Genomic DNA, 17,256 nt, shown 5'->3' on the forward strand with positions numbered 1-17,256 from the left:
GTCAGCGGCCCTGGCGCTTCTTGTAGGGCTTCGGCTGGCCCTTGACGATCGGCGCACGCCCCTTGCCCTTCGAGGCTTTCGCCTTCCCGCCTGCGGGAGCGGGCGTCGATGGAGCCGTCGGCGCGGCGGCGATCCGGGCGCGCGCCTCCGGGAGCAGCGCTTCCCCGGCTGCCGTCATCCGCGTCGGCGTGACATTCCGATCGAAGAGCGGATGCCCGATCTCCTCCTCCAGCCGGTCCACGGCCGAGTAGACCGCGGGGAGTCCGACACCGATACTCTCGGCCGCCCGCGGGAAGTGCAGCGTCTCGGCGACAGCGACGAATCGTCGAAGGTCGGTGAGCTTCACGGATGCCGTCCTGCCGTCGTCGTGGTCGCCCGGGCGGGCTCTCCCAGGCTAGTCGGAAGGGAGGGTGCGTGTCGGCCGGAGCCTCTACTGTCGAGGCATGCCGACGCAACCGACCGACGAACCCGTCGATGACTTCCTCCGCCGTGTCACCCCCGTGCGCAGACGCGAGGACGGCGAGAAGCTCGTGGAGGTCTTCACGGAGGTGACCGGCGTCGCTCCGGTGATGTGGGGACCGTCGATGATCGGGTTCGGGAGTTTCGCCTATCGCTCGCCCGTCAACCCGCGCACCCGTGGAGTCTGGCCGAAAGTCGCGTTCTCGCCCCGAAAGGCGAGTCTCTCCCTCTACGGGCTGAAGGATCTGCCGGACGGTGAGCGGCTCCTGCCGTCCCTCGGTGAATACACCGAGGGCGTCGGGTGCGTGTACGTCCGGCGACTCGACGACATCGACCTCGACGTCCTCCGCGGGCTGATCGCGATCGCCTGGTCGCGAGGGGATGATCCGGACCCGTCATGATCTCGTCCGCAGACCGGCATGGACGCGCGGACGATCGACCCTCTCCTCTGACCGCATGAAGACGGTCATCGCGGGAACGACCATGCCGGTGCTGGAGATCACGCTGGATGCGGGGGAGCGCATCATCGCCGAGGGAGGCGACGTCGCCTGGCTCACCCCCGGCCTCGACATCGAGACCTCGACGGGATTCGGATCCGGGGGGCGAGGCGGATTCATGAGCGGGCTCAAGCGCATGGTCGGCGGCGGTCAGCTCTTCCTCACGCAGTACACCGCCGGTGCGGGCGGCGGGTTCGTCGCATTCGCCGCACAGCTGCCCGGCACGATCCGCGAGCTCCGGGTCGACGCCGCGGACCAGTTCATGGTGCAGTCCGGCTCCTACATCGCCAGCACACCGGACGTCGAGGTGTCGGTCGGTCTGCAGAAGAAGCTCGGCGCGGGGATCTTCGGGGGCGCCGGAGTGGTGTTCCAGAAGCTGTCCGGCGGCGGCACCGCGTGGGTGCAGCTGGCCGGCGAGATCGTCGAGTACGAGCTTGCGGCCGGGCAGTCCCTCCTCATCCACCCCGGACATCTCGCCCTCTTCCGCGCCGACATGAACCTCGAGTTCGCCTCGGTGAAGGGGATCAAGAACAAGTTCTTCGGCGACTCGCTCTTCCTCGCGCAGCTGCACGGTCCCGGTCACGTGTGGTTGCAGTCCATGACGCCGGCGAAGCTCGCCGCGGCGATCGAGCCGTACCTGCCCGACACCTCCTCGGGGTCGTCGGGCAACGGGTGACCGCTCAGCGCGTCTCGGCGGGATCCGGGTCGCCGAAGTAGGACACCGGACCCCAGGCCCGCTGCACCGAGATCTCCCCGTCGGCGAGGGTGAACTGCAGGGACGTGCCGATGGGGAATCGAGCTCGGAGTTCCTCGGGCATGCCGGCGGTGACCTTCATGGCCACGACGGCGGGGAAGGCCCCCGCACCGCACCCCGAGCCCCAGATCGATCCGGAGTAGTAATCGGAGTCGTCGATCAGATCGTCGCTCAGCAGGAAGAGGCACTCGTCGCTCGCGCCGGTGCGACGTGCGTCGTCCGTGGTGAGCGGACGGATGCCGTGGAACACCTCGTACGCATCGCCGGCGCGTTCGGGGCCGCCGAACGCCCGTGGCCAGACGAACTCGGTGTCCGCGCCGAGGGTCGCGACGCCGCCGGTGTCGTCTTGGAACTGCTTCGTGGCGAAGACGGCGACGGCCGCGGAGACCATCGCCGCCACGACGACGGATGCCGTCCACATGAGGGCGACGCGGCGCCGACGCGTGCGCGGGTGACGCTCCTCCGTAGAGGGTTCGTCCTCGGGGATCGCACGGTCACCCGGGGCGAGCTCGGGGAGGTCGTCGTGGTCGGTCGTCCCCTCCGGCCACGGGGTGTCCGCATCCGGAGAGGGCTCCCGGTCGGAGGATGTGTCCTCGGGTGAGGTCGATCGCGCCGCAGGGCCGATGCGACAGTCTTCGAGCTCGCGGAGCCGGGCGAGCGCCTCCGGGTCGTCTGCGATGTCCGCATCCGGCCCGTACGCCCGCGCGCGGAGCGCCGCGAGTTCGTCCCGCGCGTCGATGCCCACAGCCCGATGGTAGGCGCGCGCGGACCCGCCGGGGACCGTTCACGGCGGATCCGCGCGCAGTGCCGCGTTCCGGTCAGTCGCGCGCGTACGTCTTGTGCTCGACAACGGGGGTCGAGGCATCCGCCTTCGCGGCGTCGTCCTGGCCGCCGGGACCCCCCAGATCCGCATCCGCCCGCACGAGGCGTTCGATCTCGGCGCCCGTCGTCTCGTCGACGGCCTTCCAGTACGCGAACGCCCGCTCGAGGACGTCGCCTTTCACGCCGCCGAGGAGGTGCCCCGCGACCGTCCGGACGAACATCTGTCGCTGCGCGTCGTCCCACACGTCGCGGACGAGGGCGCCGGCCTGGGAGAAGTCGTCGTCGTCGGAGCGGGGCGTGTACGCGGCCCGGACCATCGGGCCGTCGGACTCCCACCCCGGATCCACCACGCCGACATTGTCGGCGTACCCGCGGCCGAACGAGTTCGGCGCGTACACCGGGTCGTCTCCGCGATGCGCGTAGGCCATGGGGCCGTCCTGCGTGTAGGAGTTCAGCTCCACGCGCGGCCGGTTCACAGGCAGCTGCAGATAGTTCGCGCCGATGCGATGGCGGTGGGTGTCGGCATAGGCGAAGGCGCGCCCGAGAAGCATCTTGTCGGGGGAGAAGCCGATGCCCGGAACGAGCGCCGAGGGCTCGAAGGCGGCCTGCTCGATCTGGGCGAAGAAGTTCTCCGGGTTGCGGTTCAGCGTCATCGTGCCGACGGGGATGAGGGGATAGTCCGCGTGCGGCCAGACCTTGGTCAGATCGAAGGGATTGATGCGGTATCCGGCGGCCTCCTCGTACGGCATGACCTGCACGGACAGACGCCAGGAGGGGAAGTCTCCCCGTTCGATCGCCTCGAACAGGTCGCGGCGATGGAAGTCGGCGTCCTCTCCGGCGATCTTCGTGGCATCGGCATCCGTCAGCCCCTTCACCCCCTGCGCGGTGTGGAAGTGGTACTTGACCCAGAACCGCTCTCCCGAGGCGTTCACCCACATGTAGGTGTGCGACCCGTACCCGTTCATGTGCCGGTAGGAGGCGGGGATGCCGCGGTCACCCATCAGATACGTGACCTGGTGTGCGGACTCGGGGTTGAGGCTCCAGAAATCCCACTGCATGTTGTTGTCGCGGAGGCCGCTGCCCCCGCGCCGCTTCTGCGAGCGGATGAAGTGCGGGAACTTCATCGTGTCGCGGATGAAGAACACCGGGGTGTTGTTCCCGACGAGGTCGTAGTTGCCCTCGTCGGTGTAGAACTTCAGGGCGAAGCCCCGGGGGTCGCGCCAGGTGTCGGGGGAGCCCTGCTCCCCGGCGACGGTGGAGAAGCGCGCGAGCATGTCCGTCGACACGCCCGGCTGGAACAGCCCCGCCTTCGTGTAGGCGCTGACGTCCTCGGTCGTCTCGAACGTGCCGAAGGCGCCGGATCCCTTCGCGTGGACGTTCCGCTCGGGGATGCGCTCGCGGTTGAAGTGCGCCATCTGGTTGAGGAAGTGGACGTCGTGCAGGACGATCGGGCCGTCGGGTCCGACGGTGAGGCTGTTGCGGTCACTCGGCGCCGGTGCACCGGTGTCGGTCGTGGAACCCAGGGCGGCTTCGGCGGACGGGGCGGTCGCCACGGTCTCGTCGTCCGCGGGGCGGGGCAGGTCTGGCATGGAAGCTCCTTCTCCGGACGTCGCACGCGTGGACGCCTCTGTCTCGACCAGACCACCACCCTGATCCGGCAGGGTCAACGGGATGCGCCCGAGCGGCAGAACGTGTAAGGCGAACGTGCGAGAGTGGCAGTGTGGATGAGGAGGAGCCCGCAACGGCGGAGGCGCTGATGCGCTCGCGCTTCGCCGCGTTCCGCGCCGGCGATGCGTCCTGGCTGCTGCAAACCTGGCATCGCTCCACGCGGCCCGCGTCCCTCGACCTCGACGGCAATCCGCGGTGGCGCGGCCTGCAGATCGTCGACACGGTCGGCGGGCGCGCGGTCGACCACGAGGGCATTGTGGAGTTCCGCGCCACCTATCTCGAGGCCGGGCGCCTCGGCGTCCTCCACGAGCGCTCGCGGTTCGTCCGTGAGGCCGGCCGCTGGTACTACCTCGACGGCGAGGTGCGCTCGGGCACCGCCGACGACGCGTCGGGATGACTCACTCGGAGACGGACACGCTCCGGTCGAAGGCGACGTAGCCGGAGAAGTCGGTTCCGACGCGATCGAACGCGCTCGGGTACGGATGCGGGTAGGCCCAGGCCTTGTCGGCGAGGACGTCGTCGCCGTGGACGATCGAGTAGTACTGACACTCGCCCTTCCACGCGCACGTGTAGGGCGTCGGACTCTCGGCGAGGAGGGAGAAATCCACGGTGTCCGGCGGGAAGTACCAGTTGCCCTCGATCTTGAGGAGCCGGTCCTGGGGTGCGTCCGCCAGGACGACACCGTTCATCGTTGCGCGCATCGTCGTTCTCCCGTCATCGGAACGTGCGCCACCCGTCCGGCGGCGCCCGGCTTCAGCCTAGAGTCTCCCCGGCGGCCTGGGCTCATGTCGGATCACCGCTCGTCGATGCGGGCCGGCCACACCGGCAGCGGGTCGTCGTAGCCCGCCCACGCGCGCGGACCTGCCGCCAGTTCGTCGTCGCTGAGTGCGGCGTCATCCAGTGCGGAGAAGATCCGTGGGCCGTGCAGGTCGACGCCGATGAGGGCGAGCTCCTGTCCGGTCGTCACCCAGCCCTCGTCCTGATCGAGAGGGTCGATCCACATCGCCGACCCGACCTGCTCCCAGCGTGCGAGGACGCCTGGCCGTGTCGCGAGACGGCACAGCCCGGCGGATCGCAGGAGGACGCCGTGCCGGCCGCTCTCGAGATCGTCCAGGGCGTGTACGAGACGCGTCGGATGGAACGGACGCAGCTGCTCGTAGCGCAGAGTGCGCACGCGCGGGTCGGTCATGTAGGGATCGTGTTCGCCGTTGAGGGCGAGCGCCCATCCGGCGCGATCGCGCCACGGTCCGACGGGTTCGTCGACGCCGCTCGCCCGGAGATCCGCCAGGGCTCCGCGCGAGAGTCGTATACGAGCGCCGGGATTGAGGTGCGAGGCCAGGGCCATCATCATCGACAGCTCCGTCGTCGAGGATCGCTGCCACTCGACCAGGATGATCACGTGCGCGCACTCGAGCGCGTGCACCGCGCGGCGGGCTCGCGCTCCGATGTCCCCGCGAGGGTCGCCGGGGAGTGCGCCCTCGCACAGGGGCGCGAGGTCGCGGAGATCGTCGAACATGTGACGGGCGTCGACCACGCACACCACGCGGTCGCCCGCGATGTCGAGGAACGGTGCGGGGTCCACGTCGGTCTCGAGGTCGAGGACCAGCGCCTCGCCGCGGTCGACGGCGCGTGTGATCTCGGCTTCGTCGTGCGTCTCGATCGTCACGGCTCGTCGAGCCGTCGCGGCGGCCAGCTCGCTCGCGTAGGCGCGCCGCTGCGCAGCACACACCCCGATCACCGTGATCGTCTGCCGTGACATACGTCGTGCCTCCCGTGTCGGGCCGTCCGTTTGACGACGCCTTGCATTCCACCCTACCTTGCTACTGAGAAGCCTTCTCAATAAGTCCGACGGTGGAGAGCAGGAGTGTCATGAAGGTTCGCGCATCTTTGAAATCGTTGAAGGCTCAGCCCGGGGCGCAGGTCGTGCGCCGCCGGGGTCGCGTCTTCGTCATCAACAAGCTGAATCCCCGGTTCAAGGGGCGGCAGGGCTGACACCTTCCGCGTATCGGGAGCCGCGTCGCTCGATGCTCCCGATGCGCGCCGCAGGGACCGCGGGTAGCATGGCGGGATGCGTGCTGACACCACCCCCACCGCCTCCGTCCCGTCGACCGACGCGGATGAGAAGTCCCCCCTCGCCGTCATCTCCGGTGGCGGCGGATGCTGCGGCGGAAGCGCCTGCGGCACCAGCGGCGACTGATCTTCTGCGCCTTCCGGCGATGACCGACGCGCAGCTGCAGATCACTCCGCGCCTCGCGCGCGTTCTGATGTCCGAGGAGGCCATCTATGGCCTGATCCTCGTCTCCGGGATGATCGTCGTCAGCGGATCGGTGATCGGGACATCGGTGAACGCCTTTCTCACCGTCGCCGTGACGGTCGTCGTCTTCTATATCGCGCACGTGTACGCGGGGACGCTCGGACGGCTCGCCGTAACCGACGGACGTTCCGGCATGCGTCGGAGCCTTCGAGCCGCGGCGCGACAGTCAGCGGGGATGTTGGTCGCATCCGCGGGACCGCTCGTGGTGCTCCTGCTGGGCGTCACCGAAGTGATCGACGACACCTTCGCCATCTGGACGGCACTCGTGATGTGCGCCGTGATCCTCGGCATCCTGGGATGGCTCGCCGTGGCCATATGGACCCACCACTGGTACACGCGTCTGCTGAGCGCGACCATCACAGCGGGCTTCGGCGGCGTGATCATCCTCTTGAAGGCGATCATCCACCATTGAGCACCGGCCGGCGCGATCCGCTCGGCCGGTGACGACCGGCTCAGTGCGTGGCGATGACGGGGGCGTCCTCGGCGATCTCGTCCGCGGGCTTGCGGATGAGGAAGGCGCCGACGAGAAGCGGAAGCGAGAGCACCGCCGCCACGAGGAACGCCGCGCGCGTTCCCGCGGCCCCTGCGGCCGCCTCCTCGAGTCCGGCGGACACGCCGGTGGCGGTGACGGCGGACATGATCCCGATGAGGAGGGCGATTCCGGCGGCTCCCGCCACCTGCTGGATGGTGCCGACGACCGCCGAGCCGTAGGAGTAGAACCGTCGCGGCAGCGAGCCGAGAGACGCGGTGAACAGCGGCGTGAACGACAGTGCGAGGCCCAGCGACAGCACCGTCTGGGCGACCGCGATGAACCACACCGGGGTGCCCTCGGTGTAGGTCGTGTAGGTCCACAGCATGGCGCTCGTGATGACGGCCCCCGGCACGAGCAGGATCCGCGTGCCGAAGCGGTCGTAGATCCGCCCGATGATCGGCCCGGCGAGGCCCATGGCGAGGGCACCGGGAAGCACGACGAGCCCGGTCTCGAGGGCGGAGATGCCGACGACCCGCTGGAGGTAGAGGGGCAGAACGGTGATCGCCCCGAAGAAGGCCAGGGACATAATGGCCATCTGCGTGATCGACAGGGAGAAGTTGAGCGAGCGGAACACCCGTAGATCGAGCAGGGCATCGTCGGTCCGCTGCAGGCGGATCTGCCGCCAGGCGAACGCGGCCAGCGAGAGGATGCCGATCCCGAGGGCGGCGGCGAGGGTGAGTGACGCGGTCGTGGCGTCTGCGGCGGTGCTCTCGGCGGTTTCCGCCCCGCCGTGTCCGCCTCCTCCGAGCAGGCTGAGGCCGTAGACGAGACCGCCGAAGCCGAAGCCGGAGAGGATGACGGAGGGGATGTCGATGGCGACGCGCGTGGTCTCGCCCAGGTTCCGGATCCACATCGCTCCGGCCGCCAGCGCCACGAGGGCGATCGGCAGGACGATGCCGAAGATCCAGCGCCATCCGACGGTGTCGAGGACGAGCCCCGCCATGGTCGGACCGATGGCGGGCGCCAGCGAGATCACGATGCTGACCCGCCCCATCATCCGGCCGCGGGAGTGCGCGGGAACGACGTTCATGATCGTCGTCATGAGCAGCGGCATCATGATCGCGGTGCCCGAGGCCTGAACGACGCGCGCGATGAGCAGGAGCGGGAAGCCGGGCGCGAGGAAGGCGATGAGGGTGCCGAGGGAGAAGAGGCTCATCGCCGCGATGAACATCACCCGGGTGGGGAAACGCCGCAGCAGGAAGCCCGTGATGGGGATGATCACCGCCATCGTCAGCATGAACGCGGTCGTGAGCCACTGCGCGGCGACGGCGGTGATCCCGAAATCGTCGATCAGGTGGGGGATCGCCACCCCCATCGTGGTCTCGTTGAGGATCGCGACGAACGCCGCGGCCAGCAGAAGCCAGATGACGCGCGACTCTTCGCGGGTGATCGTCCCGCCCGACGCGGGCGTGACGACAGGGGCGGTCGCCGGTGCGGCCATCGCGGAACTCCTCGCGGTCGTGGGGCCACCCGGAGATGGCAAGCCCCCAGGATAACGGCGTGCTCGGACACGGCATTCCCGGATCCGTGGAACGATGCGAACCATGAGCGATCTGCGCCTGCATTACACCGTGGTGCTCCGGCTGTCGATCGCCGCGGCAATCGGCGTCCTGATCACGCTCGCCCTCCTCCCCGTGCTGGGGATCGCCGCCGCTCTCCTCGCCGGGTGGGCGGCGCTGGCGACCACCGCCGTGGTCTGGGTCGTGCTGGTCGTGTGGCCGATGGACGCCGCGGCGACGCGCGCGCATGCGACGACCGAGGATCCCGGTCGGTCGGTGGCCCGGGTCGCCGCCCTTGTGGGAAGTGTGGCCAGTCTCGGTGCGGTCGCCGTCGTGCTGGTGCAGACCGATCGCGCGGGAGAGATGACCTCATGGATCCTCGCGGCCATCGCGCTGCTGAGCGTGGCGGCGTCGTGGCTGCTGATCCAGACGGACTACATGCTCCGCGTCGCCCACCTCTACTACTCGGATCCGGTGGGTGGCATCGACTTCAACCAGAGCGAGGATCCCGCGTACTCGGACTTCGCCTATTTCTCGCTGGGGGTGGGGATGGGCTACCAGGTGGGGGACACGAGTGTCCGGACGAACGAGATCCGGCGACTGGTCATCCCGCAGGCGCTTCTGGCGTACATGTTCGGCGCGGTCATCATCGGAACGGTGGTGAATCTCGTCCTCGACCTCGGGTGAATCCGCGGTGACTAGGCTGACGCCGTGAGTATGGGTATGCGGGGCGGCGGGCCGGGATTCCGGCCGGTCGACACGGACGCGCAGCGCAGGGCGAACGCGCAGGCGCCGAAGATTCCCGACCTCGGACGGCGCGTGGTGGCCCTCTTCCGCCCGTACCGGTGGAGCATCCTGTTCACCGGCGTGCTGGTCATCGTGGGCGCGGCGATCGCCGTCGTCCCGCCGCTCATCGTGCAGCGGATCTTCGACGACGCCCTCTTCCCGGTCGCCGGCGGCGGACCGGATGTGCCGCTGCTGTGGCGACTGGTCCTGATCATGGTCGGGACGTTCCTGCTGTCGGCGGCGCTCGGCGTCCTGCAGACCTGGCTGACCTCGACCGTGGGCAACCGGGTGACCGGTGACTTGCGGGTGCGGCTGTTCGAGCATCTCCAGGCGATGGAGCTCGGCTTCTTCACCCGCACCAAGACCGGGGTGATCCAGTCGCGCCTGCAGAACGACGTCGGCGGAGTCTCCGGCGTCCTCACCAACACCGTCACCAGCATCCTCGGCAACGTCGTCACCGTGATCGCCTCCCTCGTGGCGATGCTCATCATCGACTGGCGACTCACGATCATCGCCGTCGTGCTGATGCCCTTCCTCGTGATCGTCCAGCGTCGTGTCGGACAGGTGCGGGCACGGATCGCCGCCGAGACGCAGGAATCGCTGTCGGAGCTGACCGCGATCACGCAGGAGACGCTGAGCGTGTCCGGCATCCTGCTTTCGAAGTCCTTCAACCGTCAGCGCACCGAGTCGGCGCGCTACGCCGAGGAGAACCGCAACCAGGTGCGCCTGCAGGTGCGGCGCGCCATGAGCGGTCAGGGCTTCTTCGCGGTCGTGCAGGTGCTGATGGCGAGCGTCCCGGCCGTGGTCTACCTGGTGGCCGGGTACCTCGTCACCGGTTCCGCCGACGACACGATCACCGCGGGCACGATCGTGGCCTTCACGACCGTGCAGGCCCGCCTGCTCCAGCCGTTGATGGGCCTCATGCGGGTGGCGCTGGACCTGCAGACCTCCGCCGCGCTCTTCGCCCGGATCTTCGAGTACCTCGACCTCGTCCCCGCGATCCGGGACACCCCGGGGGCCCGTGACGTCGTCGCGGCGCCGGGGCCGGTGGGGCGCATCGAGTTCCGCGACGTCGTCTTCCGCTATCCGGATGCCGCTCCCGACGCGCGCCCCACCCTCCAGGGCATCGACTTCGTCGCCGAACCGGGGCAGCACGTCGCCTTCGTCGGCCCGTCGGGCGCAGGCAAGACCACGATCCTCTACCTCACGCCGCGCATGTACGAGGCGTCCGAGGGCGCGGTCCTCTTCGCAGGGACGGACGTGCGTGCACTGCGACAGGAGTCGATCATCGACAGCGTCGGCATCGTCTCGCAGGAGACGTACCTCTTCCACGCCACGATCCGCGAGAACCTCCGGTACGCCAAGCCCGACGCCACCGACGACGAACTTGTCCGCGCCTGCCGTGCGGCCAACATCGATCACGTCATCTCGGGCTTCGCCGACGGGTACGACACGGTGGTCGGCGAGCGCGGATACCGGCTGTCCGGTGGCGAGAAGCAGCGGATCGCGATCGCGCGCGTGCTGCTGAAGGATCCGCCGGTGCTGCTTCTCGACGAGGCCACCTCGGCGCTGGACACGGTGAGCGAGCGGGTCGTCCAGGAGGCGCTGGACGCCGCCGCCCGCGGTCGGACGACGCTGTCGATCGCGCATCGGCTGTCCACCGTGATCGGTGCCGACGTGATCCACGTGGTCGAGGCGGGCCGGATCGTCGAGTCGGGAACGCACGCATCGCTCATCGCGGCGGGAGGGCTCTACGCCGAGCTCGCCGCGGAGCAGCTCGCCGCATCCCGCATCCTCGCAGCGGAGGAGGCGGAGGCCCCGGCGGATCATCCGGACCGTCGTGCGGACCGCCCTCCGGAGGGGCGGACCGATGAGAGCCCGGCGACGGAAGCGGTCGCCGCGGACGCTCCCGAGCCGGCGTGGGTTCCGCCGGCGGTTCCCGGCGCCTGAGCGTCCCGTCGGCGTCGGCGTCGGCGTCTCACCACAGTCGCGCCGCGTCGAGGGCGCGCTCGTGTGCGGCATCCGTGCTCCGCGGGACCGCCATCCGGTCATCGAGCGCGCGGACGAACGCTCCGAGGTGCCGTCGATAGGCGTCATCGGGGTGGGTGCGGGCGATCTCGATCAACGGGGGCAGATCGAGCTCCCGGATCAGGTCGACGCGGGCGCGGATCGCCGCCGTGTGTCCCGCGGACCCGAGGACGTCGAGTCCGCCTGCGAGGGCGTCGAGGTAGTCGCGCAGGATCGGCAGGGTGTCCTTGCGTTGAGTGATGGAACTCCCGTCGGCGCGCTCGCGCCACTCCACCACGACGTCGGGGATCGCATCGATCGCCCGCGCGCGGGTGTAGAGCTGCTGGGCGACCACCTGGTCCTCATACGCCCGTCCGACGGGGAAACGGATGCCGGTGCGGTGCCACAGTTCCGTGCGGGTCGCTTTGGACCAGGCGACGATGTTGCCCGAGACGTCCGGGTGCTCGCGCAGGCTGACGCCCTCGCGCGCGGGAGAGGTCGAGCGTGCGACCCACGGCTGCACCTCGCCCGGCGCGTACCCGCCGTCCGCGGTGGGGCGCAGGCGCACGTAGGCTCCCGCGACGAGATCGCTGCCGGTGCGCTCGAGCGTCTCGATCCACCGGCGCAGGGCGGACGGGGTCATCCGGTCGTCGGCGTCGAGGAAGGCGAGGAAGGGCGTGCGCACCGCATCGATCCCGGCGTTGCGCGCGGCGCCCAGGCCCCGCCGCGTCGCGTGGCGGATCACGGTGAACCGTTCATCGCGCGCGGCGGCCTCATCGAAGATCGCCCCGGTCGCGTCGCGGGAGGCATCGTCGACCAGGATCGCACGCCAGGCGGTCATGTCTTGGGTTTCGAGGGAGGCCACCGCCTCCGCGGCGAAGTCGGCGACGTCGAATCCGGGGACGACGACGGTGACGAGAGGGGCGCTCACGCGCCCGATTGTACGGCTGCCACCGACAACGCCACGGCAGCCACGATCGGGGGGATCGCGCCATCGAAGCCGTGCGGCAGGGTGATGCGGACGGCCGTGCGGGCGACATCGGCGTCCACACCGATCGCGGTGAGGACATGAGAAGGCTCGTCGCTGCCGGCCGCGCACGCCGAGCCGCTCGATGAGACGATGCCGCGCCGTTCCAGTTCGAGGAGGACCGCCTCCCCGCTCGTCCCCGGGAACACGAAGCTCACCGTGCCCGGCAGACGGTGGTGCGGGTGTCCGGTGAGGAGCGCGCCCGGTACGGCGTCGAGGACGCCGGCGATGAGCGCGTCGCGAGCCGCACCCACCCGCGCGGCATCCGTCGCCCTCTCGCGTTCGGCGAGCTCCAGGGCGGTCGCGATCGCCACGGCGCCGGCGACGTTCTCGGTTCCGCTCCGGCGTCCGCGCTCCTGGCCTCCGCCGTGCAGCACCGGCTCGAGCGGGATCCGTCCGCGGACCGCCAGGACCCCGGTCCCCTGGGGGGCGCCGATCTTGTGGCCCGACAGCGACAGGGCGTCCGCGCCGGTCGTCGGGCGGTCGATCGGCAGCCATCCGGCAGCCTGCACGGCGTCCACGTGGACGGGGATGCCGTGCGCCGCCAACGCCGACGCCACGGACGGGATGTCCTGCACGGTGCCAATCTCGTTGTTGGCGTACCCGAGGGTCACCAGCGCCGTGTCTGCGCGGACGGCCGCGAGAACGGCATCCGGATCCACGCGACCGTCGGCGTCCACGGGGATGAACGTGACGTCGAATCCGTGGAAGCGTCGCAGATGGTCCGCGGAGGCGAGCACCGACTCGTGCTCGATCGCGGTGGTGATCAGGTGGCGGCGCTCGCGGTGGGCGAGGGCCGCGAGCGAGATCCCTTTCACGGCGAGGTTGTTCGCCTCGGTGCCGCCGGAGCTGAACACGATGTCGCCGGCGCGCACGCCCAGCACCCCCGCGACCCGCGCGCGGGCATCGGAGAGGACACCGGCGGCGCGCTCGCCGACGGTGTGATGGCTGGACGGGTTCCCGAATCCGTGGACGAGGTGGGGGAGCATCGCCTCGAGCACCTCACGGCGGACGGGAGCCGTCGCGGCGTTGTCGAGGTAGAGCATCTCAGACCGGTTCCGCGGCGCGGTCGACCCGGATGTCCAGCCCGAGGTCGAGGGCGCGGGCGGAATGCGTGAGCGCCCCCACGGAGATCACGTCGACGCCCGTCTCGGCGATCGCCCGCACCGTCTCCAGGGTCACGCCGCCGCTCGCATCGACGATCGCGCGCCCTCCGACGATCTCGACCCCGCGACGGAGGTCGTCCAGGGAGAAGTTGTCGAGCATGATCGTGCCGATCCCGGCGGCGAGCACCGCCTCGATCTGATCCAGGCTGTCCACTTCCACCTCCACGTGGGTGGTGTGCGGCAGGCGCGCGATCATCTGCTGCAGCGCTTGGGTGACCGACAGGCCCTCCGCGAGGAGGACGGCGAGATGGTTGTCCTTGGCCATCACCGCGTCCGAGAGCGTCCTCCGGTGATTGTGGCCGCCGCCGCACGATACCGCGTGGCGTTCGAACGCCCGCAGGCCCGGCGTGGTCTTGCGGGTGTCGGCGATCCGTGCGCCGGTGAACGCCGTCTCGGTGACGTACTGCGCGGTGAGGGTGGCGATGCCGCTCATCCGCTGGGTGAAGTTGAGCGCGACGCGCTCGGCGGTGAGGATCCCGCGCGCGGGACCGGTCACGGTCGCCACACGCGCGCCGGCGTCGAACGCCTCGCCGTCCGCGGCGTGGAGATCGACCGTCACGAGCGGATCGGTCAGGGCGAAGGCGGCACGGAAGACCTCTCCACCGGAGAAGACGCCCGCTTCCCGTGCGACGAGCTCGGCTGTCGCCGTCGCGTCGGCGGGGATCAGGGACGTACTCGTGATGTCGCCCCAGGGGGCGTCCTCCTCCAGGGCGAGGGCGACGGCGCGGTCGATGACCGATCGGGTGAGCATCAGCTGGCTCCTTTCGCGACGAGGTCCGGTGCGGACGGTCGAGCGGCGGGCGCGGTGTCGCGACGATAGTGCGCGCCGACCGAGATGGTGCGCGCGTCCGCCGCCGCGACGAGGTGCGCGGCGACGAGGAGCAGGTTCTCGTCCTCGTGCTCCTTCTCGCGGCGGGGCGTCCTCGGCTGGGCGCGCCACGCGGCGATGAGGGCCGCCGCCTGTGAGAGGCCGTCCTCGTCGCGGATGAGTCCCGCACCCTGCCACATCGTCTCCTGGAGTCGCCGGCGGGAGAAGACCGGGACGGGGTCCCGCGGCGTGGGCACGGGGACGTCGGCGGTCGCGGCTGCGGAGATCCCCGCCTCGACGGCGGGTCCGACCCACGTGCCGGTGACGGCATCGGTGCGGATCACGTCGCCGGCGCGGGCGCCGAAGACGGCACCCTCGAGGAGCGAGTTGGACGCGAGCCGGTTGGCTCCGTGGACGCCGGTGCGCGCGGTCTCCCCGACGGCGTAGAGCCCCGGCACGCTCGTGCGGCCGTGGAGATCGGTTGCGACACCCCCCATCAGGTAGTGCGCCGCCGGGGTGACCGGGATCGGCTCCCGCGCCCAGTCGAGTCCGCGCTCGCGGATCGCCGCGTCGATCGTGGGGAAGCGCCGTGCGAGGTGCGCCGCGCGAACGGCGGCGTCGCCGGGATGCACCGGGGTGGCGTCGAGGCGGACGGGCCTGCCGTCCTGTTCCGCCATCCGGCGAGCGATCGCGCGGGCGACGACATCGCGCGGGGCGAGCTCGCCGTCCGGGTGCGCGTCGAAGACGAACCGGCGGCCGTCGTCGTCGATCAGGGTCGCGCCCTCGCCGCGGACCGCCTCGGAGACCAGGAACGGGGTGCCGACCGCGATGGTCGTCGGGTGGAACTGGACGAATTCCAGGTCCGCGACGGCGGCGCCGGCGCGGAGAGCCGCTGCGATCCCGTCGGCGGTCGCCACGTCGGGGTTGGTCGAGTGGGCGTAGAGCTCACCCGCCCCGCCGGTCGCGAGGACGACGGCGTCGGCGTCGAGCCGCACACGTCGACCCTCGGCGGCATCCGTCTCCCCGAGCAGGAGATCGATGCCGACCGCGCGGGCACCGTCGCAGACCAGGTCGACGAGGAAGGCGTGCTCGAGGACGTCGACGTCGGCCGCGCGGAGGGCTGCGACCAACGCCCGCTCGATCGCGGTACCGGTGGCGTCGCCACCCGCGTGCAGGATCCGCGGGTACGAGTGCGCCGCCTCGAGGCCTTTGACGAGCGTCCCGTCGGCGGCGCGATCGAAGGCGACCCCGAGCGCGATGAGCTCACGGATGCGCGCAGGCCCCTCCTCGACGAGGACGCGCACGGCCGCCGGGTCCCCGAGGCCGGCTGCGGCGGTCAGAGTGTCCTGCAGGTGCGCATCGGCGCGGTCGTCGGGGAACATCACCCCGGCGATCCCGCCCTGGGCGTAGCGGGTGTTGGCGTGCTCGAGCACGTCCTTGGTCACAAGGGTCACCCGGCATCCGGCGTCGGCGGCGTGGAGGGCCACCGTCAGCCCCGCGATTCCGGACCCGACGACGACCACGCGCACCGGAGCCCGTCCGGAGGTCACGACGCGTTCTCCCACCCCGCGGCGACCTCCGGCGACGCCGTCGCGGGCTTGGCGGCGAGCATCCGCTCGAGGGCGACCCGTGCGGGCTCGGCCACCTCGCCGGTCACGGTGATCCGATTGCGCACCTCCCCGGCGACGAGGCCCTCGAGCACCCACGCGAGGTAACCCGGGTGGATGCGGTACATCGTCGAGCACGGGCAGACGACGGGGTCCAGGCAGAAGATCGTGTGCTGGGGGTGGTCGGCGGCCAGGCGCTGGACCAGGTTGACCTCGGTGCCGATGGCGAAGGTCGTCGGCTCCGTGGCGGCGGCGATGGCGCGGCGGATGTGATCGGTGGAGCCGGCCTCGTCGGCGGCGTCGACGACATCCATCGGGCATTCCGGGTGGACGATGACGCGCACGCCCGGGTGGTCGCGCCGCGCCGCGGCGATCTGTTCGACCGAGAATCGACGGTGCACCGAGCAGAACCCGTGCCAGAGGATCACGCGGGCATCCTCCAGGGTCTGTGCGTCGGACCCGCCGAACGGACGGCGCGGGTTCCACAGCGGCATCTGCTCAAGGGGCACGCCCATCGCCTTCGCGGTGTTGCGGCCGAGGTGCTGGTCGGGGAAGAACAGCACGCGCCGGCCGCGGGCGAAGGCCCACTCCAGGACCGTGCGCGCGTTGGAGGAGGTGCACACGATGCCGCCGTGCCGACCGACGAACCCCTTGATGGCGGCGGAGGAGTTCATGTAGGTCACGGGGATCACCGGGACGCGTCCGGTCGCGTCGACGGCCTCGAGGCCGCCGTAGACCTCTTCCAGCTGCTCCCAGCACTCCTCGACCTGGTCGATGTCGGCCATGTCGGCCATCGAGCAGCCCGCGGCGAGGTTCGGGAGGATCACCGCTTGGTCGGGTCGGGAGAGGAGGTCCGCCGTCTCGGCCATGAAGTGCACGCCGCAGAAGACGATCGCCTCGGCGTCCGGGTGCTCCAGAGCGGCGTTGGCGAGCTGGAAGGAATCGCCCACGTAATCCGCGTGCCGCACGACCTCCTGGCGCTGGTAGAAGTGCCCGAGCACGACGACCCGGTCGCCGAGGGTCTCCTTGGCGGCGCGGATCCGCTCGTCGAGTTCCTCCTCGGACGCCTCGCGGTAGGAGACCGGGAGCTCTCCCTGGCGCGGTGCACCCGTGGGGACGACGTCCCCCATCGACGAGCCCGGGCCGTAGCCGGGTCGCGCGTCGAAATCCCACGGTGCGGCGGCCAGATCGGTGGTGCACGTCTGATCGAGGGATTCCCCCGACACGATCGCCTGGATGAGGTGATCGACGGAGGGTTGCGGGGTGGGCGGGGGCGTCAGGGCGATGTTGACGGCGGGCATGTCGTGCTC

Annotated in this window: 19 protein-coding genes; 8 read left to right on the forward strand and 11 right to left on the reverse strand. The window is 70.5% G+C overall.

What is annotated here, in order from left to right:
- Position 1: 1 nt before the first annotated feature.
- Positions 2-346 (reverse strand): LysR family transcriptional regulator, encoded by a 345-nt coding sequence (locus AB0O93_RS04390; RefSeq protein ID WP_363340860.1) that lies wholly within the window; start codon positions 344-346, stop codon positions 2-4.
- Between the two features lie 97 nt (positions 347-443).
- Here AB0O93_RS04390 and AB0O93_RS04395 point away from each other — a divergent pair, with 97 nt between their 5' ends.
- Positions 444-860 (forward strand): DUF1801 domain-containing protein, encoded by a 417-nt coding sequence (locus tag AB0O93_RS04395; RefSeq protein WP_363340862.1) that lies wholly within the window; start codon positions 444-446, stop codon positions 858-860.
- A 55-nt stretch (positions 861-915) separates the two neighbouring features.
- Positions 916-1,632 (forward strand): AIM24 family protein, encoded by a 717-nt coding sequence (locus AB0O93_RS04400; protein ID WP_363340864.1) that lies wholly within the window; start codon positions 916-918, stop codon positions 1,630-1,632.
- Between the two features lie 4 nt (positions 1,633-1,636).
- On the opposite strand, the gene AB0O93_RS04405 is transcribed toward AB0O93_RS04400, so the two are convergent.
- On the reverse strand, positions 1,637-2,455 hold the full coding sequence (locus tag AB0O93_RS04405) for a hypothetical protein (protein WP_363340866.1): 819 nt from the start codon (positions 2,453-2,455) through the stop codon (positions 1,637-1,639).
- A 73-nt stretch (positions 2,456-2,528) separates the two neighbouring features.
- Complete coding sequence (locus AB0O93_RS04410; protein ID WP_363340868.1) at positions 2,529-4,121, reverse strand: catalase; 1,593 nt, start codon at positions 4,119-4,121, stop codon at positions 2,529-2,531.
- A gap of 131 nt (positions 4,122-4,252) precedes the next feature.
- Here AB0O93_RS04410 and AB0O93_RS04415 point away from each other — a divergent pair, with 131 nt between their 5' ends.
- Positions 4,253-4,597: a YchJ family metal-binding protein gene (locus AB0O93_RS04415; RefSeq protein WP_363340870.1), complete on the forward strand. Its 345-nt coding sequence runs from the start codon at positions 4,253-4,255 to the stop codon at positions 4,595-4,597.
- A gap of 1 nt (position 4,598) precedes the next feature.
- Here the strand turns inward: AB0O93_RS04415 and AB0O93_RS04420 are convergent, their stop codons facing one another.
- Both AB0O93_RS04420 and AB0O93_RS04425 read right to left on the reverse strand, forming a co-directional pair.
- Positions 4,599-4,901: a DUF427 domain-containing protein gene (locus AB0O93_RS04420; protein WP_363340872.1), complete on the reverse strand. Its 303-nt coding sequence runs from the start codon at positions 4,899-4,901 to the stop codon at positions 4,599-4,601.
- Between the two features lie 92 nt (positions 4,902-4,993).
- Positions 4,994-5,959, reverse strand: a complete 966-nt coding sequence (locus tag AB0O93_RS04425) for a GTP-binding protein (protein WP_363340874.1) — start codon at positions 5,957-5,959, stop codon at positions 4,994-4,996.
- Positions 5,960-6,069: 110 nt separating this feature from the next.
- Between AB0O93_RS04425 and ykgO the strand changes: the two genes are divergently transcribed.
- The 3 genes from ykgO (at position 6,070) to AB0O93_RS04440 (ending at position 6,926) form a co-directional block, all read left to right on the forward strand.
- On the forward strand, positions 6,070-6,192 hold the full coding sequence (gene ykgO / locus AB0O93_RS04430; protein ID WP_301133481.1) for a type B 50S ribosomal protein L36: 123 nt from the start codon (positions 6,070-6,072) through the stop codon (positions 6,190-6,192).
- Positions 6,193-6,268: 76 nt separating this feature from the next.
- Positions 6,269-6,397 (forward strand): hypothetical protein, encoded by a 129-nt coding sequence (locus tag AB0O93_RS04435; protein WP_363340876.1) that lies wholly within the window; start codon positions 6,269-6,271, stop codon positions 6,395-6,397.
- Between the two features lie 19 nt (positions 6,398-6,416).
- A complete protein-coding gene (locus AB0O93_RS04440; protein ID WP_363340878.1) occupies positions 6,417-6,926 on the forward strand; it encodes a hypothetical protein in 510 nt (169 codons plus the stop codon).
- Positions 6,927-6,966: 40 nt separating this feature from the next.
- Here AB0O93_RS04440 and AB0O93_RS04445 read toward each other — a convergent pair whose 3' ends face one another.
- Positions 6,967-8,487, reverse strand: a complete 1,521-nt coding sequence (locus AB0O93_RS04445; RefSeq protein ID WP_363340880.1) for an MDR family MFS transporter — start codon at positions 8,485-8,487, stop codon at positions 6,967-6,969.
- Between the two features lie 103 nt (positions 8,488-8,590).
- On the opposite strand from AB0O93_RS04445, the gene AB0O93_RS04450 reads away from it, so the two are divergent.
- Positions 8,591-9,232: a DUF1345 domain-containing protein gene (locus tag AB0O93_RS04450; RefSeq protein WP_363340882.1), complete on the forward strand. Its 642-nt coding sequence runs from the start codon at positions 8,591-8,593 to the stop codon at positions 9,230-9,232.
- Positions 9,233-9,262: 30 nt separating this feature from the next.
- On the forward strand, positions 9,263-11,281 hold the full coding sequence (locus tag AB0O93_RS04455) for an ABC transporter ATP-binding protein (RefSeq protein WP_363341016.1): 2,019 nt from the start codon (positions 9,263-9,265) through the stop codon (positions 11,279-11,281).
- Positions 11,282-11,309: 28 nt separating this feature from the next.
- Here AB0O93_RS04455 and AB0O93_RS04460 read toward each other — a convergent pair whose 3' ends face one another.
- Genes AB0O93_RS04460 through nadA form a run of 5 tightly spaced genes read right to left on the reverse strand, consistent with a single transcriptional unit; the run spans position 11,310 to position 17,247 of the window.
- Positions 11,310-12,269, reverse strand: a complete 960-nt coding sequence (locus AB0O93_RS04460) for a glycosyltransferase family 2 protein (protein WP_363340884.1) — start codon at positions 12,267-12,269, stop codon at positions 11,310-11,312.
- The gene (locus AB0O93_RS04465) at positions 12,266-13,411 is read right to left on the reverse strand and encodes a cysteine desulfurase family protein (RefSeq protein ID WP_363340886.1); all 1,146 of its coding nucleotides are present in this window, start codon (positions 13,409-13,411) and stop codon (positions 12,266-12,268) included. The genes AB0O93_RS04460 and AB0O93_RS04465 overlap by 4 nt, the downstream gene beginning before the upstream one ends.
- A gap of 1 nt (position 13,412) precedes the next feature.
- Entirely contained in the window at positions 13,413-14,282 is an 870-nt protein-coding gene (gene nadC, locus AB0O93_RS04470) for a carboxylating nicotinate-nucleotide diphosphorylase (RefSeq protein WP_363340888.1), read from the reverse strand.
- Positions 14,282-15,889, reverse strand: coding sequence for an L-aspartate oxidase (gene nadB, locus AB0O93_RS04475; protein WP_363340890.1), 1,608 nt, complete (start codon positions 15,887-15,889; stop codon positions 14,282-14,284). The genes nadC and nadB overlap by 1 nt, the downstream gene beginning before the upstream one ends.
- Complete coding sequence (nadA, locus tag AB0O93_RS04480; protein ID WP_363340892.1) at positions 15,886-17,247, reverse strand: quinolinate synthase NadA; 1,362 nt, start codon at positions 17,245-17,247, stop codon at positions 15,886-15,888. The genes nadB and nadA overlap by 4 nt, the downstream gene beginning before the upstream one ends.
- Positions 17,248-17,256 lie beyond the last annotated feature (9 nt).

Origin of the sequence: Microbacterium sp. NPDC077184, from assembly GCF_040687055.1 — a bacterium.
Lineage (GTDB): Bacteria > Actinomycetota > Actinomycetes > Actinomycetales > Microbacteriaceae > Microbacterium.

Excerpts from the sequence above, each read along its gene's own strand:
- AB0O93_RS04395 (WP_363340862.1), top strand. The coding sequence starts at position 444 with ATGCCGACGCAACCGACCGACGAACCCGTCGATGACTTCCTCCGCCGT.
- AB0O93_RS04400 (WP_363340864.1), top strand. The coding sequence starts at position 916 with ATGAAGACGGTCATCGCGGGAACGACCATGCCGGTGCTGGAGATCACG.
- AB0O93_RS04410 (WP_363340868.1), bottom strand. The coding sequence starts at position 4,121 with ATGCCAGACCTGCCCCGCCCCGCGGACGACGAGACCGTGGCGACCGCC.
- AB0O93_RS04420 (WP_363340872.1), bottom strand. The coding sequence starts at position 4,901 with ATGCGCGCAACGATGAACGGTGTCGTCCTGGCGGACGCACCCCAGGAC.
- AB0O93_RS04425 (WP_363340874.1), bottom strand. The coding sequence starts at position 5,959 with ATGTCACGGCAGACGATCACGGTGATCGGGGTGTGTGCTGCGCAGCGG.
- ykgO (WP_301133481.1), top strand. The coding sequence starts at position 6,070 with ATGAAGGTTCGCGCATCTTTGAAATCGTTGAAGGCTCAGCCCGGGGCG.
- AB0O93_RS04435 (WP_363340876.1), top strand. The coding sequence starts at position 6,269 with ATGCGTGCTGACACCACCCCCACCGCCTCCGTCCCGTCGACCGACGCG.
- AB0O93_RS04440 (WP_363340878.1), top strand. The coding sequence starts at position 6,417 with ATGACCGACGCGCAGCTGCAGATCACTCCGCGCCTCGCGCGCGTTCTG.
- AB0O93_RS04445 (WP_363340880.1), bottom strand. The coding sequence starts at position 8,487 with ATGGCCGCACCGGCGACCGCCCCTGTCGTCACGCCCGCGTCGGGCGGG.
- AB0O93_RS04450 (WP_363340882.1), top strand. The coding sequence starts at position 8,591 with ATGAGCGATCTGCGCCTGCATTACACCGTGGTGCTCCGGCTGTCGATC.
- AB0O93_RS04455 (WP_363341016.1), top strand. The coding sequence starts at position 9,263 with ATGGGTATGCGGGGCGGCGGGCCGGGATTCCGGCCGGTCGACACGGAC.
- AB0O93_RS04465 (WP_363340886.1), bottom strand. The coding sequence starts at position 13,411 with ATGCTCTACCTCGACAACGCCGCGACGGCTCCCGTCCGCCGTGAGGTG.
- nadC (WP_363340888.1), bottom strand. The coding sequence starts at position 14,282 with ATGCTCACCCGATCGGTCATCGACCGCGCCGTCGCCCTCGCCCTGGAG.
- nadA (WP_363340892.1), bottom strand. The coding sequence starts at position 17,247 with ATGCCCGCCGTCAACATCGCCCTGACGCCCCCGCCCACCCCGCAACCC.